We start from the raw sequence: 15,449 nt of genomic DNA, 5'->3' as shown, positions 1-15,449 counted from the left end.
GAATTAATCAATGAACAGCCCACCTTTTGGTGGGCTTTTTGCGTTCTGGGGGCTGTGCCCGGGCGGACATGCCGTCGGCGGCTCCCGGCATTGCCGGGATGCGGCCGGCCGAAGGCTTAGCGCCGACGGAACTGGGTGCGGGGAGCGCCGGTGCCGCCGCGGTTTTCGATGTGGCGGTAGATGATGCGACCCTTGTTGAGGTCGTACGGGGAGAGTTCCAGGGTCACTTTGTCGCCGGCCAGGATCTTGATGAAGTTCTTCTTCATGCGCCCTGCGGTATAGGCGATCAGGGAGTGGCCGTTTTCCAGGTCGACGCGGAAGCGGGAGTCGGGCAGGACTTCCGTTACCTGGCCTTGCATTTCAATCAGTTCTTCCTTAGCCATTCGAGCTCCTTTAAAAAGCAACAGGTTAAAAAGCCTCGCCACGGGCCGGGCATGCCACCGATGCCTTGCGCATGCGGGGCGGCAGCGGTGATGGTCGGATCTCTGGCGATCCGGACACAAGCGCGCCATGGCGGGACGGTTAATTCACAATGCTTGCGCGGAGCAAGTAGGGACGGCCGAGAGCGGACGACCGAATGAAAGGGGATGGACTGGGGTCAGACAGGTATTGCCGCAGCGACAATACAGTGAGAGAGAACCAAACTTTCAACTTACTCAGCCGGTAAGGCGGATAACTATACCTATGATCGGCCAATTCACCTAGCTGAATTTGCGTCCGGCGTGGCAATGCGCCCACTGATGCCGGGCGGCAAGATGGCGGAGACGGCGGCTCCGGGCGGCCGGGCGGCCGCTCGGGTGGCGGGAAAACCCCGGGTTCAGCTGGACGCGCTGCTCAGCATGCGCTCCACATACCGCGCAATGAGGTCGATTTCCAGGTTCACCTTGCTGCCCGCCTGAAGGTGCTTGAGGGTGGTCACCTCGACGGTATGCGGGATCAGGTTGATCGAGAAGCGGCAGGCGTCGGCCAGGTCCTCGACCCGATTGACCGTCAGCGACACGCCGTTGACCACGATCGAGCCCTTGTAGGCCAGGTACTTGCCCAGCGCCTTGGGCGCGTCGACGATCAGTTCGCGCGATTCGCCCACAGGCTCGAACGAGTGCACGCGGCCCAGGCCGTCGACGTGCCCGGAGACCAGGTGGCCGCCCAGGCGTTCGGCCAGGGTCAGGGCCTTTTCCAGGTTCACTTCGCCGGGCGCGTCCAGGCCGGCGGTGAGCCGCAGGCTTTCGCGCGAGACATCGACGGTGAAGCCGTCGGCGGTCTTCTCCACAACGGTCATGCAGGCGCCGTTCAGGGCGATCGAGTCGCCCAGGCCGACGTCGGCCATGGGCAGCGCGCCGGCGTCGATGGTGAGGCGCACCCCGGCGTCGGGGCCGGCGGCCAGTGCTTGTACGGTTGTGATCTTGCCGACGGCGGCGACGATACCTGTGAACATAATCGGGTCCTGAAGCTGAAAAAGCCTGTCAATTGAAGCGTGCAAGGATACGCAAATCCGGGCCGATCTGCTTGACCTCGTGGAAGCGCAGTTCGGTCTTGCCCGACAGCGCCTCCAGCGGCGGCAGGTCGAACATGCCGCGGCCCTCGCCCAGCAGGCTGGGCGCCAGGTAGAGCATGAGCTCATCGACGCAGCCTTCGCGAACCAGCGAGCCGTTGAGGCGCGAGCCGGCTTCCACGTGCAGTTCGTTGATCTGGCGGCGGCCCAGTTCGGCCACCAGCGCCGGTAAATCGACCTTGCCCGCGGCGTTGGCCAGCACGATGACCTCGGCGCCTTGCGCCTGCAGCGCGGCGGTCTTCTCCTTGTCCTCGCAGGCGGTAAACACCCAGGTGCCGCCGCCCTGGATCACGCGCGCCTCGGGCGCCACCACCAGCTTGCTGTCGACCACGATGCGGCGCGGCTGGCGCGGCGTGTCGATGGCGCGCACGGTGAGCTGGGCGTCGTCCTTGGCGATGGTGCCGATGCCGGCCATGATGGCGCAGGCGCGGGCGCGCCAGATGTGGCCGTCGTCGCGCGCGGCCTGGCTGGTGATCCATTGGCTGGCGCCGTTGTTCAAGGCCGTCTTGCCGTCCAGGCTGGCGGCGCTCTTCATGCGCACCCAGGGCTTGCCGGTGCGCATGCGGTGCAGGAAGCCGATGTTGATCTCCACCGCTTCTTCTTCCAGCAGGCCGCAGGTCGTGGCGATCCCGGCCGCCTGCAGCCGGGCCAGGCCCTGGCCGGCCACCAGCGGGTTGGGATCGGCGATGGCCGACACCACGCGCGCCACGCCGGCGCGGATGAGCGCATCGGCGCAGGGCGGGGTGCGGCCGAAATGGCTGCAGGGTTCCAGCGTGACGTAGACGGTGGCGCCGCGCACGTCCGCGCCGCGCGCGGCGGCGTCGGCCAGCGCCTGGATCTCGGCGTGGTTGCCGCCGGGCGGCTGGGTGAAGCCGGCGCCGATGACGCGGCCATCCTTGACGATCACGCAGCCCACGCGCGGATTGGGCGTGGTGTTGAGCATGCCGAAGCCGGCCTGGATCAGCGCCAGCGCCATGGCCTGCTGGTCGTTTTCGATGTCGAATTGGTAGATCGGGTCGTCTGGAAGCGTCATGGATGTGCCGGATATGCCATAGGGGATGAACTCGCCGCCGCTGAAGATGGGGGCGAAATGATGCCCGTCAATATACACGCCTTTGCGGGCCCGCCGGCGCCGCCTCAGTCGGCTTCCTGCTCGGCGCCGCAGCGGCTGTCGGCCTGCGGATTGCAGACCCTGATGCGGCCGAGGAAATTGATCGCCACCAGGCGCGCCTTGCCGCCGCCGTTGAAATGCCACGTGGCCCTGGCCAGCGGCTGGCCGCCGGGTTTGTAGGCGATTGCATCGCCGCCGCCGCCATGGCTCACCGCGACGCCGCGCGGCAGCGGGGGCTGCGTCATCACCGGCCGGCCGCCGGCTTCGATGCTCCAGCCGCTGGCCCAGTCGCGGCCGTCGGCCGGCGTCATGCGCGCCACGCTGCCCTGGCGCAGCGCTTCCGCCCGCGTCAGGCTGGCGCCGTGGAAGAAGGCATTGGCGGCGCCGGCCAGCTGTTGCTCGGCGGCGAAGGACTGCAGCGCCGGCACCCCGGCGGCCAGCAGGATGGCGGCGATCAGCAGCGCCGCCATCAGTTCGATGAGGCCGAAGCCGCGGCTGCGCATCGCCTTACCAGCAACCGTCGGCAGACGGTCCGCGCCGGCCCATGGTGTCGGCGAAGAGCGCGCCGCAGTGCTCGTCGCGGTGGATGCCGGCCGGCGTGGCGGTGACGCGCACGCAGCTGTCCAGGCCTTCGCCGGGACAGGCCTGTGCGCCGAGTTGATAGGCGCTGTGCTGCGGGCTGTCGCCGGAGAACCAGGTGAATTGCAACTCGCGCTTGTCCGGCAGGAAGGCGCGATAGATGTGGTCGGCCGAGAACTGGCGCTCCTCCTGCAACAGCGCCTGCAGCAGCGCCGCGCGGCCCTCGGCGCGCCTGGCCTTGAGCAGGCAATGGCCGTAGCCGCCCCAGGCGAGCGTGGCCAGTACCCCGGCGACGGCCAGCGTGACCGTGAGTTCGAGCAGGGTGAAACCGCGCGGGCGTCGCGGCAATCGAGGTGGCGTCATCGGGAATCCTTTCGGTCAGGGGCAAGGGTCACGGTTCAAGGGGCAAGGTGCGCCAGGCCAGGCGCAGGCAGCGCGCCTGGCCGGAGGCGTCGGCCTGCCGGCGCACCACCTGCTGCAGGCCGGCCGTGGCGCCGCCGCGGCCGAAACCGGCGGCGCTGATGCGGTAGAGCGCGTCGTCGTCCTGCCCGCCGTCGCCGGCCGGCGAAGTGGGTTCGATGCGTTCGATCAGGTAGCGCGGCGCGGCGACGCCCTCCGGGGCGATGCGGCGGCCGCTGAACTCGCCATAGACGGCGGCGCCTGCCGCGGCTCCCGACAACATCTGCAGCAGCCCATCGGCCTTGCTCCGCCCGGCCCGGCACAGGCCGCGGCCCTCCGCATCGGCGCGGCATTGCGCCGACGGGAAGGCGCTCGCCGTCACGCGCATGCCCAGCGCGATCTCGGCGCAGGCCTCCTCCAGCGCAGCCTCGGCGTTCAGCCTTGCCTGGCCATGCGCGCGAAGGTGCCGCGCGGCGCGCTCGTCGAGCACCAGCAGCGCGGCGCCGGCCGCGCCCAGCAACAGGATCACCGACAGCATGACCAGGGCGATCAGCAGCGATGCGCCGCGCTGCCGCGTCATGGCGGACCGCCGGCATTGCGCAGGAAGACGGTGGTGCGAAACACCGCGCGCAGGCGCTGTTCGCCGCCTTGCTCGGTGTAGGTCCAAGCCCGGTCGCCGGCGGGCTCGTCGAACAGCCGGTAGCTGCGCGGCGCAATCCCGGCCGGTGCGGGACGCCGCTGCTCGCCGCGCACCAGCAGGGCGATGCGCGCCAGCCGCACGCGTGGCCAGTCGGCCGCGCCGATGGCCGAGGCGTCCAGCCAGCGGTCGGCGTGGCCGTCGAGGTCGCTGTCGAGGCCGTAGCGCAGCTGCATGGCCTCGACGCCGCGCGCGATGGCGCCCGTGGCCCAGGCGCCGCTCTTGCCGCGATAGCGGCAGCGCAGCTCGGGTTCGTCGCCGATGCCGGGCGCGATGTAGTAAATGCTCCAGCTGCGCGTATCCGATTGCAGCGGCGCGTCGTCCACGGCGCCGCCGCTGCAGTTGGCGATGGCCGCGCCGGACGACGATGGCGCGCCAAAGTAGCCGACCATCAGGATGTCGCTGCCGTGAAGTCCCCGGGCGGCGGAGGCGCGCAGGCTGCCGGCGGCGGCGTCGAGCGCGCCGGGATCGCTGCTGTCGTCGTCGCCGAGCAGGACGGCCCCGGACGGCCAGTCTGCCGTCGGCGCGGCCTCGCGCGGCAAGTGTCCGGCCTGGCGCAGCGCGTCGGCCAGGTGGGCCAGCGCCAGGCGGCCGGTTTCGCGTACGCGCGCGGCGTCGTCGATGTCGAGGTAGGCGGCGCGGGCTTGCAGCAGCAGGGCGCTGGCGGCCAGCACCACCAGGAGGCCCAGCGCCAGCGACACCATCAGCTCGACCAGCGAGAGGCCGGCCTGCGCGGCGCCGGGGGAGGGCGGCCGCCGGCGCATCAGCGGCCGATCGCCAGCGCCATCAGCGGCGTGGCCGAGGCGCCCGGCGCGCTGCCGCGCCAGCTCAGCTTGATCACCACCGGCCCGTCCGCTGCATCGTCGCAGCGCCAGGCGGATCGGGGATCTGCGCTGCCGTCGCGGCAGACCACCGCCTGCGCGCCGGGCAGTTCGCGCTGCAGCCTGGCGCGCCATTCGGCGAGGGCGGCGGCGGCAAAGCCGGCCGCGTCGCATCCGGATGCGCAGTGCCCGGCGCGCGCGTCGGAGCGGGAGAAGGGACTGAGCGCGAACAGGTAAGGGTCGCCCGCGTCGGCGGCATCGGGCGCGGCCGCGCGATAGGCCGTCCGCAGCTCGGCCAGCTCCTGCGCCATGGCTGCGGCGCTGGCCTGCAGCGCGCCGTCGCGGCTGCCGCGCAGGGTCTGCAACTGCAGCATGGCCATCGCCAGCGCGCCGGCGCCTACCAGCAGCAGGGCGACCAGCACTTCTGTCATGGTGAATCCGGAGGAGGCGCTGCGCATGGCACGTGGCGCCGTCGGCGCAAGTTCGGGAAGCGGCGAGTGTGGGCCAAAGAAAAAGCGCCCCGGCGTGCGGGGCGCTTATTTCGTCGCGGTATCGAAGATGTTCGCCGGGGCCGTCGAAGCCGACGGCCCCGGCGTTGCTCAGAACGACGAGCCGGGCTGTTGCAGGAAGGCGGCTTCCTCGGCGCTGGAGGCGCGGCCGAGGATCTGGTTGCGGTGCGGGAAGCGGCCGAAGCGCTCGATCACGGCATGGTGCTTCTTCGCATAGTCGGCGTAACCGTCGAAATACGACTTGTCGGCGCCTTTGGCCTCCTTGGCCAGCGCGCGGAACAGTTGCAGCGAGTACTCCTGGTCCTCGATGTCTTCCGAGTGCTCCAGGGGCATGTAGATGAACACGCGGCCGATCGCCGGCAGCTGCTGGTCCAGGCCCATGGCCAGCGCCAGGTGGGTGTGCTGGCGCGCCTGCTGGTCGGCGGCGAAGGATTGCGCCGCGCCGCGATGGATGTTGCGCGGCAGCTGGTCCAGCAGCAGGATCAGCGCCAGCGCCCCATGCGCCTCGTCGGCCCAGTCGGCCAGCCTGTTGGCGGCGGCGTCTTGCGCCAGCGCCTCGAAGCGGGCGCGGCATTCGGCGTCGACCGCCGGATCCTTGCGCCACCACAGCGCCTGTTGGCGCTGGGCGACCTCGGCCGCCGGCGCGCTTTCCCAGCCGGGACCGAACCAGAAGTCGAGGATGCCGGCGGCCGGAAGATCCGCGCCCATCAGCCGGTCACCGTGATCAGCACGTCGCCAAGCGCGACCTTCTGGCCGGCGCCAATCTTGCAGGTCTTGCGCGACTCCGGCTTGCCGTCGACCTTGACCAGGCCCTCGGCCACCAGCTGCTTGCCGGCGCCGCCGCTGTCGCACAGGCCGCACAGTTTCAGGAGCTGGTTCAGTTCGACGTGGGGATGGCCGTCCAGCGGGAATGTGATCTTTTGCATCTTGCTTCTTTCAAGGGGCGCGGTTCAGGGCCGCGCCAGGGTTTGTCCGGCTTTGTCGAGCCAGGTGTCGAGGCTGTCGGTCAGGTCTTTCTGGCTGAACGAACAGCTTTCTTCGGTGAACAGGCTGCCAGCTTCCAGGCGGCCCAGGAGGTCTTCGGCGACCTGCAGGTAGCGCGGCGGCAGCGCCGCCATGAGGTCGCCCCGCTCGCGCCAGGCGGCGCACAGGGCGGCGACATCGGTATGGCCGTCCTGCAGGCCGCGCAGCGCCTGGCGCATGGAGGAGAGTTGCTGTTCGAATGCGTGGGTCATGTTCTTCCCGGATCAGAGCTGCTTGGCGGCGAAGGTGTTGCAGGCGCTCACCCGGCCCTCGGTGACGCCGCGCTTGAACCACGACACGCGCTGGGCCGAGGTGCCGTGGGTGAAGGAGTCCGGCACCACGGTGCCGCGCGCCTGGCGCTGCAGGGCGTCGTCGCCGATGGCGGAGGCGGCGTTCAGGGCGTCCTCGATGTCGCCCTGTTCCAGGATGTGGCGCGCCTGGTCGGCGTGGAAGGCCCAGACGCCGGCGAAGCAGTCGGCCTGCAGTTCCAGGCGCACCGACAGTGCGTTGGCTTCCTTCTCGCCGGCGTTGCGGCGCGCGCGGTCGACCTTGTCGGAGATGCCCAGGAGGTGCTGCACGTGGTGGCCGACCTCGTGCGCGATCACGTAGGCCTGGGCGAAGTTGCCCGACACCTTGAAGCGCTGCTTCATCAGCTCATAGAAGGAGAGGTCGATGTAGACCTTCTGGTCGCCCGGGCAGTAGAACGGGCCGGTGGCGGTCTGGCCGGTGCCGCAGGCGGTGGGCGTGCTGCCGGAGAACAGCACCAGCTTGGGCCGCACGTATTGCGCGTTGTTGGCGGCGAAGATCGGACCCCAGGTGTCTTCGGTATCGGCCAGCACGGTCGAGACGAAGCGCGCCATCTGGTCTTGCGGCGGCGGCTTGTGGGCCGGGGCATGCTGCTGTTGCTGGACCGGCGCCTGGCCGCCGCCGGAGAGCAGCTCCAACATGGTCAGCGGGTTCACGCCCAGGAAGTACGACGCCACCAGCGCCACCGCCACCGTCCCCAGCCCGATCGAGCGGCCGCCGAAGGGCAGGCCGCCGCCTCCGCCGCCATCCTCGCCGCGGCGGTCTTCCACGTTGTCGCTTTCGCGGTTGCCTTCCCATTTCATGATGTGTTTCCTTCGCAATGCCTGCGCCGCGCGGGCGCCATGGCGCGATTGTAATGGAGCCGGGCGCCGCTGGCGTGTCGGTTTTGTCTGACGGCGGCGTAGGGGGAGTGTCCGATTGCCGGGCTTCGGGGCGGCGGGGTATGTTGCAGCGTAAAACCGGAAATCCTTTCCGCCGCCGCAATTTGGTGGGACGATGAAGCGCGGCGCGCCCGCGCCGCCGCCTGTCGAACAAAAATCAGAAAACAGAATTGGAGGCTTCACATGATCTTATGGCTCGTCATTCTCGTGGCCGGCTGCCTGGCGCTCATGATGGCGCGGGTCAACGCCTGGACCTGGCTGCTGGCCGAGGCGGTGTGGATCTGGCTGGGCGGCCCGCTGGCCGGCGTCGAACTGCCGGTGATGGTGCTGCTCGCGATCCTGTTGTTGACGCCGACCTTGCTGGTGGCCGTCAAATCGATACGGCAGTCGCTGATCAGCCGCCCGGCGCTGGACATGTTCCGCAAGATCATGCCGCGCATGTCTGCCACCGAGCGTGACGCCATCGAGGCCGGCACCGTCTGGTGGGATGCCGAGCTGTTCTCCGGCAAGCCCGACTGGCGCCGCCTGTTCGACCTGGCGCCGCCGCGCCTGACGCCGGAAGAGCAGGCCTTCATGGACAACGAGGTGGAGCAGCTGTGCGCCATGGTGAGCGACTGGGACACCAGCGTGAAGGACCAGGACATCCAGCCCGAGGCCTGGCAGTTCATCAAGGATCGCGGCTTCCTCGGCATGATCATCCCGCGCCAGTACGGCGGCAAGCAGTTCTCGGCCTACATGCATTCGCAGGTGATCATGAAGCTGGCCTCGCGCAGCTCGGCGGCGGCGATCTCGGTGATGGTGCCCAATTCGCTGGGCCCGGCCGAGCTGCTGCTGCACTACGGCACCGAGGCGCAGAAGAGCCACTACCTGCCGCGCCTGGCGCAGGGCCTGGAGATTCCCTGCTTCGCGCTGACCAGCCCCTACGCCGGCTCGGACGCGGCGGCCATCCCCGATGTCGGCGTGGTCTGCCGCGGCATGCATGAAGGGCAGGAGACGCTGGGCTTCCGGGTCAGCTGGAGCAAGCGCTACATCACGCTGGCGCCGGTGGCCACGGTGCTGGGCCTGGCCTTCCGGGTGCGCGATCCGGATGGCTTGCTGGGCGACAATGCCGAGCCCGGCATTACCTGCGCGCTGATCCCCACTGACCATCCCGGCGTGGTCACCGGCCGGCGCCACTGGCCGCTTAACGCGGTGTTCCAGAACGGCCCGACCCAGGGGCAGGACGTGTTTATCCCGATGGACTGGGTGATCGGCGGCCTGGCCCAGGTGGGCCGCGGCTGGCGCATGCTGATGGAATGCCTGGCCGCGGGCCGGGCGATTTCGCTGCCTTCGTCCAATGTGGGCTTTTCCAAGCTGGCGGTGCGCGGCACCAGCGCCTATACCGCCATGCGCCGGCAGTTCAAGATCGAGATCGGCAAGTTCGAGGGCGTGCAGGAAGCGCTGGCGCGCATGGGCGGTCATCTCTACATGATGGACGCCACGCGCCGGCTGTCGGCGCTGGCGGTGGACGCCGGCGAGAAGCCTTCGGTGATCTCGGCCATCTCCAAGTACCACGTGACCGAACGCGGGCGCATGGTGGTCAACGACGGCATGGACGTGATCGGCGGCAAGGGCATCTGCATGGGGCCGGGCAATTTCCTGGCGCGCGCTTATCAGCAGATCCCCATCGCCATCACGGTGGAGGGCGCCAATATCCTGACGCGCTGCCTGATCATCTTCGGCCAGGGCGCGATCCGTTGCCATCCCTATGTGCTGCAGGAGCTGGCCGCGGCAGGCGACGACAACCACGAGCGCGCGCTGCAGGAGTTTGACCGGCTGTTGTTCTCGCACCTGTCCTTCGTCGCCGCCAACAAGGCGCGCGCCTTCGTCGGCGGCATCAGTGGCGGCCGCCTGCTGCCGGCTACCTCCTACGCGGCGCGTCCGACCCGGCGCTACTACCGTTCCGTGGTGCACCTGTCCTCGGCCTTCGCCTTGCTGACCGACGTCAGCATGGCCGTGCTGGGCGGCACGCTGAAATTGCGCGAGCGGATCTCGGCGCGGCTGGGCGATGTGCTGTCGCAGCTCTACCTGGTCTCGGCGACGCTGAAGCGCTACGAGGACGAGGGCCGGCAGGAGGAGGATCTGCCGTATGTGGAATGGTCGGTGCAGGATGCCTTGCACCGGGCGCAGGAGGCCATCGTCGACGTGCTGCACAATTTCCCCAATCCGTGGATCGCGTTCGGCTTGCGCCTGGCGATCTTTCCGCTGGGGCTGATCTATCGCAAGCCCTCGGATGCGCTCGGGACGCTGGTGGCGAAGGCCATGCAAAAGCCCGGCCCCAGCCGCGACCGGCTGGTGGCCGATGCCTACCTGCCCACCGGCGACGACCCGCTGGCGTGCGGGGAGCGGGCGTTCGCGCTGACACCGGTGGTGCAGCAGCTGGAGCATCGCCTGAAACAGGATGTCAAGGATGGCGCCCTGCCTGCCATGCCGCAAAGCCTGATCGAGATGAAGGGCTGGAACGCCCTGGCGCTGGAGCGCGGTTTCATTTCCGAGCAGGAGAAGGCGGCCCTGGATGAGTTCGCGCACTATGGGGATCTGACGGTGCAGGTGGATGACTTCTCTGCGGATTTCGATCGTAATGAAATTCTTGGGCGCTTGCCTTGAACGACGCTGGGTTCCCGCTTTCGCAGGAACGACAGGTAGTGCGGATCTCGAGCATGAGGCGGTGTTGATTACTCCTTCCGTGTCGTCCCCGCGAAAGCGGGGATCCAGTGACGTTCGTCGCGTACCTACACACCCCGTTCGGGCTGAGTAGCCGCGCAGCGGCGTATCGAAGCCTGTCCCGGGCCGGCCCGCACCGGCGCGATTTCGCGTATCCTCGAGCGCTTCCAGTCCACCGCCTCACGAAACCAGCATGACCCAGCAACCCCGCATCTACATGGCCGGCCCCGACGTCTTCCAGCGCGACTACGCGCAGCACAAGGAGCGCATCCGGCAATGGTGCGCCGAGCTGGGTTTGCAGGCGCTGTGCCCGGGCGATGACGAGGTGACAGGGAATAGCCGGGACGAGGTCTCGCGCGCGATCTTCGAGATCAACATGGCGCTGATCGATTCGGCCGATTACGTCGTGGCCAATGTCCGTAACTTTCGCGGCCATGAGCCGGATTCGGGCACCGTGTTCGAGATCGGCTACGCGGTCGGGCGCGGCAAGCCGGTGTGGTGCTACAACACGCCTGAAGCCGACCTGCTGGCGCAGGTGCCGCAGGCCGAGCCTGGCTATTGCCGCGACGGCATGCTCATCGAAGACTTCGGCCTGCCGCGCAACCTGATGCTGGCGCATGCCTGCGAACTGGTGCGCGGCGACCTGCGCGCGTGCCTGGAGCTGGTGGCGCGCTGGCATGCGCAGCGCGCCTGAGCCGCCTCGATAAGTTCTCCTTCGGCCGTCACATGTTGGACGGCGCAATCATCTCCGCGTAGTCGTACAGCGCGCCCAGGATGTCCTGGGTGCGCTCGTCGTCGTGCTCCTCCTGCAGGCGGTCGATCTGCTCGAACAGCTGGGCCACGGTGCGCGCGTTGCCGGCGCCTTCGAACAGGCGCGCGGCGCGGTGTTCTTCCCAGTGCTGGGTCTCTTCGGGGCTGAGCGTGTCGGGGAAATTGCGCGCGCGGTAGCGGAACAGGATGTCGTTGAGCCGGCCGTCGTCGAAAGCCACGCTGGCGCCGGCCAGCGCTTGCGGCGGCAGGCTGCGCAGCTGCTGCAGCTGGCGACGGTCGCCGTTGCCGACGAAGCCGCCGTAGAGATCCTCGTCCACATCGGCGGGGCCCTCGGGTTCGCGACGGAACACCTCGCGCCACAGCGCGGACAGGTCGGGCAGGGCGGCGGCGATGTCGGCGTGGCGCAGCGCGGCTTCGACATCGACCTTGAGCTCGGCGGCGCGCGCGGCGGACAGCGTCTTGAGGCTGCCGACCACCATCGGCGACTTGTTCAGGTGAATGCTCTTGACCGGCAGGCGGGTGACGCCCTCGGGCAGGTCTTCGCGCTTGCTGAACATGCGCTGGCGCACGGTGGCGGCGTCCAGCGTCGCCAGCTCGGCCGGGTCGGCCGACAGGTCCCAGGCGATCACCTCGTTCTTGTTGGTCGGATGCATCGCCAGCGGCCACATCAGCGCCAAGCAGCCGTTGACCGCCGGGAACATGCCCGAGACGTGCAGGAAGGGCTTGTTGACCGGCAGGCCGATCTCGGCGGCGGCGCGGTCTTTCTTGTGCAGGGCCAGGGCGAAGTCGAACAGGCGCGGATTCTTTTCGCGTATCAGGCGCGCCAGCGCGATGGTGGCGCGCACGTCGGACAGCGCGTCGTGCGCGGCCTCGTGCGCCAGGCCGTTGGCCTTGGACAGGTGCTCCAGCTTGAAGCTGACGCTGCCGTCTTCCTTGGTCGGCCAGACGATGCCGTCGGGGCGCAGCGCGTAGCACAGGCGCACCACGTCCAGCAGGTCCCAGCGGCCGCAGCCGTTCTGCCATTCGCGCGCGTACGGGTCGATCAGGTTGCGCCAGAACATGAAGCGCGTGACCTCGTCGTCGAAGCGGATAGTGTTGTAGCCCACGCCGATGGTGCCGGGCTCGGCCATCGCCTGCTCGATGCGGGCGGCGAACTCATGTTCCGGCAGGCCCTGCTCCAGGCACTGCTGCGGGGTGATGCCGGTGATCAGGCAGGAGACCGGGTCGGGCAGATAGTCCGGCGCCGGCTTGCAGTAGATCATGATCGGCTCGCCGACCTCGTTCAGTTCGGCATCGGTGCGCACGGCGGCGAACTGCGCGGGGCGGTCGCGGCGCGGCACCACGCCGAAGGTTTCGTAGTCGTGCCAGAGGAAAGTAGTGGACATCGCGGCGTCTGTGAAAAGTCGATCGCGCGATTATAGAGCTTCCGCGCCCGCCGGCCGCATCGAGGCGGCATCGGGCACGGGTTTTCCGGCGGGCGGGGAATTACTGCAGCGGCGGCGCGTCGCGCTTCAAGAGCTTGCCCAAGGCATCCTGCAGGTTGCCGCTGCGCATGGGCGCGGCGCCGCCGGCATAGCTGATGTTGTCGATCACCCAGCCGCGGGCGTCGCGCGTGAGCTGCACCTTGTCGGTCCACTTGGCGGGCGACTTGAGCTTGGCGTCGCTGTAGATCAGTTCCACCGAGCAGGTGCTCTCGCGTTCCTGCATCTCGCACTGGAGCACGCGGAAGGTGGAAGCGCCGGCCGGATTGGCGGTGAAGATGTCGCCTTCGAACAGCGGCGGCAGCGGATCGGCGGCCGACTGGGCCACGCGGGTTTCTTCGGCCACCGAGACATCCTTGAGCAGGTCGAACAGCGGCACCGAGAGGAAGCGGCGGAAGGTGATCAGCTCCTTCAACGTCAGCGCGCCCGAGGGGTGGGCGGCGTTGTGCGCCTGGTAGAACTCGTTGAGCAGGTCCTTCGCCTTGCCCTCCTCATTGCTGGCGCAAGCCGACAGCAGCAGGCTTGCCGCGATGATGAGTGTGTTGCCGATCCGATTCACTGTTGGTTCTCCCTTTGTACGGCCGCCGCGCGATCCCGACGCTTCATCGGCGGGTGCCGGCGCGTATTGCTTTTCGTGTGCTGTGGGGTGCGTTTCGATGCTCGCCCGATGCGTGCGCCGGCGCATACGCGGCGACCATCGCCGGCGTTGGCGCCGGTGGCAAAACGACAAGCATTCCTTGGGGCAAGCTTACGCCTGTCGGCGCCGCGATCAGGCCGAGAACACATCGCCAAAAAGCCGCCAATTCACTGCAACCTGACAGTTGCCTGAACGGAAAGCCGCGCTGCGCCCTATTCGGCGCCCTGGATGGCGTCGGCGAGGGTGTCGGTCAGGTATTCGCGCTGCGAGGATTGGTCGCTGCCGATGAATTCGATATCGTCGATGCGCCATTGCTTGTCTTCAAGCACCAGCAGGATCTTGTCGTTCCAGGCTTCGGAGGCGCCGTCCCGGCCGTACTTGAAGGCGACCTGGCAGGACGAGCGCAGGTCCTCGGTGTCGCAGGAGACCACCGAGAACGAGGTGGCGCCTTCGTACAGCGAAGTGAACAGGTCGCCCTCGACGATGGGTGGGGCCTGCGTGCCGGCTACGGCGTGGTAGCGCACGTCGGCCGCCTCGGCCTGCGTCAGCAGCTGGTACAGCGCGCGGCTGACCAGCGGCTGGAATTGCCTGAGCTCCTCGGCCGAGGGCAGGCCGGGGGCATTGTTCTTGATGTGGATCCGATAGAAGGCGCCGACCACCTCGGCCTGGCGCTCCTCGTCGCTGCCGGCGTTGCCGCAGCCGGCCAGCGCGAGGGCCGCGGCGGCGGTCAGGGAGCAGGCGCCGGCCACGATGCGGCTGCGGCGACGGATGGTATGGGGGGCGGGGGCTGGCGGGCGTGGCTGTCTGGTCATCCGGATGTTCCTGGCGCGCGGCGGGGCGCTCGCTCTTGTTGTGGCTGTGCGGGTGTGGCCGATCGTGGCCGGCGGCTTGTCATTCGTGCAAGCGCCGGGCAGGGCTTGCACGCCCGTTAGTCCGGGCGCCGGCGCAATCGTTCCGCAAGCCGCCGGCGGCGGCCTTGCGTCAGGATGGCGGGCCGGATCAGGCCGATTGCGCCAGCAGCGAGAAGTGCTCGACGCTGGGCGGCGCGGCGAAGAAGGGGCCGACGATGCCGCGCCATTCGGTGAAGGCGGGCGACTCGCGGAAGTCGACGGTGTGGTTTTCCAGGGTGGCCCAATGGACCATCAGCAGATAGCGCTCCGGCGCTTCCACGCCCTTTTGGACCTTGTGGCCGAGGTAGCCGCGGGCCTTGGCGATGGTCTGCGCGATGCCGCGCTGGATGGCTTCGTCGAATTCGGCTTGCTTGCCGGGTTGGATGCGGATGTCCGCCAGTTCCAGGATCATGTGGTCTCCATTGTCGAAGGGGCTTGCGGCGCGGGCGCGCCGGGCAAGGCCGGACGATTATCACATTTTCCCCCGGCCGCCGCGTTCAAGAAAATTCGCGCGGCCGGTGAAATGGATTCATTCCCCGGCGCGGCGCGGGGCAGTGGTCGAGGCGCTGCTCAGTTTTTGCGCCATGTCTTCCAACGTGATCTCGATGGCGCGCGTGCTGATCATGATTTCCCACAGCGAGACCACCAGCGACAGCACCAGCAGGAACAGGCTCAGGCCGAAGAAGGCTTCGGCCAGGTGGTCGCGCTCGATGAAGATGAGGAACATCGACACCGCGCACATGATGAAGCTGGACACGCCCAGCGCCTGCATGTAGCGGGTCAGCACGATGCGCTTGCGCAGGTTGAGGATCTGGCGGATCACCCGGTCGCGGCCGTCGTTCCTGTCCTGCGTCTGCAGGTTGCGGATCAGCTGGGCCAGCACCAGGAAGCGGTTGGTATAGGCCAGCAGCAGCAGCGAGGTGGCGGGAAACAGCAAGGCGGGAGTGGTGAGGTTCATCATGGACATATCGTTCTCGGACGCGGCGGCGTGATTCTAACCGCTCCCAAGGCGCAAGAAACATGCCCGGCGAGGGAGATGGTGCAAGTTCTCGCGCACATCGCCGGCCGCCGTCTTTTTTGGGGCAAGCG

At 68.4% G+C, this 15,449-nt stretch carries 19 protein-coding genes; 2 read left to right on the top strand and 17 right to left on the bottom strand.

The features are described 5' to 3' along the window. Positions 1–116: 116 nt before the first annotated feature. The 12 genes from infA to ypfJ form a co-directional block, all read right to left on the bottom strand. On the bottom strand, positions 117–383 hold the full coding sequence (gene infA / locus Herbaro_RS16890) for a translation initiation factor IF-1 (protein ID WP_275010778.1): 267 nt from the start codon (positions 381–383) through the stop codon (positions 117–119). Between the two features lie 434 nt (positions 384–817). Beyond that, a complete protein-coding gene (locus Herbaro_RS16885) occupies positions 818–1,435 on the bottom strand; it encodes a riboflavin synthase (RefSeq protein ID WP_275010777.1) in 618 nt (205 codons plus the stop codon). 28 nt (positions 1,436–1,463) lie between these two features. Further along, entirely contained in the window at positions 1,464–2,585 is a 1,122-nt protein-coding gene (gene ribD, locus Herbaro_RS16880) for a bifunctional diaminohydroxyphosphoribosylaminopyrimidine deaminase/5-amino-6-(5-phosphoribosylamino)uracil reductase RibD (RefSeq protein ID WP_275010776.1), read from the bottom strand. 104 nt (positions 2,586–2,689) lie between these two features. Beyond that, positions 2,690–3,166 carry a GspH/FimT family pseudopilin gene (locus Herbaro_RS16875; protein WP_275010775.1) on the bottom strand — a complete coding sequence of 159 codons (477 nt, stop codon included), beginning with the start codon at positions 3,164–3,166 and terminating at the stop codon, positions 2,690–2,692. A gap of 4 nt (positions 3,167–3,170) precedes the next feature. Further along, on the bottom strand, positions 3,171–3,605 hold the full coding sequence (locus Herbaro_RS16870) for a type IV pilin protein (protein WP_275010774.1): 435 nt from the start codon (positions 3,603–3,605) through the stop codon (positions 3,171–3,173). Positions 3,606–3,633: 28 nt separating this feature from the next. After that, the gene (locus Herbaro_RS16865) at positions 3,634–4,221 is read right to left on the bottom strand and encodes a pilus assembly PilX family protein (RefSeq protein ID WP_275010773.1); all 588 of its coding nucleotides are present in this window, start codon (positions 4,219–4,221) and stop codon (positions 3,634–3,636) included. Continuing rightward, complete coding sequence (locus Herbaro_RS16860) at positions 4,218–5,102, bottom strand: PilW family protein (RefSeq protein WP_275010772.1); 885 nt, start codon at positions 5,100–5,102, stop codon at positions 4,218–4,220. The genes Herbaro_RS16865 and Herbaro_RS16860 overlap by 4 nt, the downstream gene beginning before the upstream one ends. Then, entirely contained in the window at positions 5,102–5,617 is a 516-nt protein-coding gene (gene pilV / locus Herbaro_RS16855; protein WP_275010771.1) for a type IV pilus modification protein PilV, read from the bottom strand. The genes Herbaro_RS16860 and pilV overlap by 1 nt, the downstream gene beginning before the upstream one ends. A gap of 141 nt (positions 5,618–5,758) precedes the next feature. Continuing rightward, positions 5,759–6,376 carry a DUF924 family protein gene (locus tag Herbaro_RS16850; RefSeq protein WP_275010770.1) on the bottom strand — a complete coding sequence of 206 codons (618 nt, stop codon included), beginning with the start codon at positions 6,374–6,376 and terminating at the stop codon, positions 5,759–5,761. Continuing rightward, a complete protein-coding gene (locus Herbaro_RS16845) occupies positions 6,376–6,594 on the bottom strand; it encodes an RNA-binding S4 domain-containing protein (RefSeq protein WP_275010769.1) in 219 nt (72 codons plus the stop codon). Before Herbaro_RS16845 ends, Herbaro_RS16850 begins: the two co-directional genes overlap by 1 nt. A gap of 24 nt (positions 6,595–6,618) precedes the next feature. Continuing rightward, complete coding sequence (locus Herbaro_RS16840) at positions 6,619–6,903, bottom strand: hypothetical protein (RefSeq protein WP_275010768.1); 285 nt, start codon at positions 6,901–6,903, stop codon at positions 6,619–6,621. A gap of 12 nt (positions 6,904–6,915) precedes the next feature. Beyond that, a complete protein-coding gene (gene ypfJ / locus Herbaro_RS16835; protein ID WP_275010767.1) occupies positions 6,916–7,800 on the bottom strand; it encodes a KPN_02809 family neutral zinc metallopeptidase in 885 nt (294 codons plus the stop codon). 261 nt (positions 7,801–8,061) lie between these two features. On the opposite strand from ypfJ, the gene Herbaro_RS16830 reads away from it, so the two are divergent. Then, positions 8,062–10,524, top strand: coding sequence for an acyl-CoA dehydrogenase (locus tag Herbaro_RS16830; protein ID WP_275010766.1), 2,463 nt, complete (start codon positions 8,062–8,064; stop codon positions 10,522–10,524). Between the two features lie 250 nt (positions 10,525–10,774). Beyond that, a complete protein-coding gene (locus Herbaro_RS16825; protein WP_275010765.1) occupies positions 10,775–11,275 on the top strand; it encodes a nucleoside 2-deoxyribosyltransferase in 501 nt (166 codons plus the stop codon). 28 nt (positions 11,276–11,303) lie between these two features. Here the strand turns inward: Herbaro_RS16825 and sbcB are convergent, their stop codons facing one another. The 5 genes from sbcB to Herbaro_RS16800 form a co-directional block, all read right to left on the bottom strand. Continuing rightward, on the bottom strand, positions 11,304–12,737 hold the full coding sequence (gene sbcB, locus Herbaro_RS16820; protein WP_275010764.1) for an exodeoxyribonuclease I: 1,434 nt from the start codon (positions 12,735–12,737) through the stop codon (positions 11,304–11,306). 100 nt (positions 12,738–12,837) lie between these two features. After that, on the bottom strand, positions 12,838–13,392 hold the full coding sequence (locus Herbaro_RS16815) for a YqhG/Tai3 family protein (protein ID WP_275010763.1): 555 nt from the start codon (positions 13,390–13,392) through the stop codon (positions 12,838–12,840). A 290-nt stretch (positions 13,393–13,682) separates the two neighbouring features. Next, positions 13,683–14,282 (bottom strand): YqhG/Tai3 family protein, encoded by a 600-nt coding sequence (locus Herbaro_RS16810; protein WP_275010762.1) that lies wholly within the window; start codon positions 14,280–14,282, stop codon positions 13,683–13,685. Positions 14,283–14,469: 187 nt separating this feature from the next. Continuing rightward, positions 14,470–14,772: an antibiotic biosynthesis monooxygenase family protein gene (locus tag Herbaro_RS16805; RefSeq protein ID WP_275010761.1), complete on the bottom strand. Its 303-nt coding sequence runs from the start codon at positions 14,770–14,772 to the stop codon at positions 14,470–14,472. Positions 14,773–14,889: 117 nt separating this feature from the next. Then, the gene (locus Herbaro_RS16800; protein ID WP_275010760.1) at positions 14,890–15,321 is read right to left on the bottom strand and encodes a DUF2721 domain-containing protein; all 432 of its coding nucleotides are present in this window, start codon (positions 15,319–15,321) and stop codon (positions 14,890–14,892) included. Positions 15,322–15,449: the final 128 nt, after the last annotated feature.

The organism is Herbaspirillum sp. WKF16, assembly GCF_028993615.1.
In the GTDB taxonomy this organism is placed as follows: domain Bacteria; phylum Pseudomonadota; class Gammaproteobacteria; order Burkholderiales; family Burkholderiaceae_D; genus Herbaspirillum.
The sequence above is the reverse complement of the archived record's forward strand: the minus strand, read 5'-3'. Positions and strand labels throughout refer to the sequence as shown.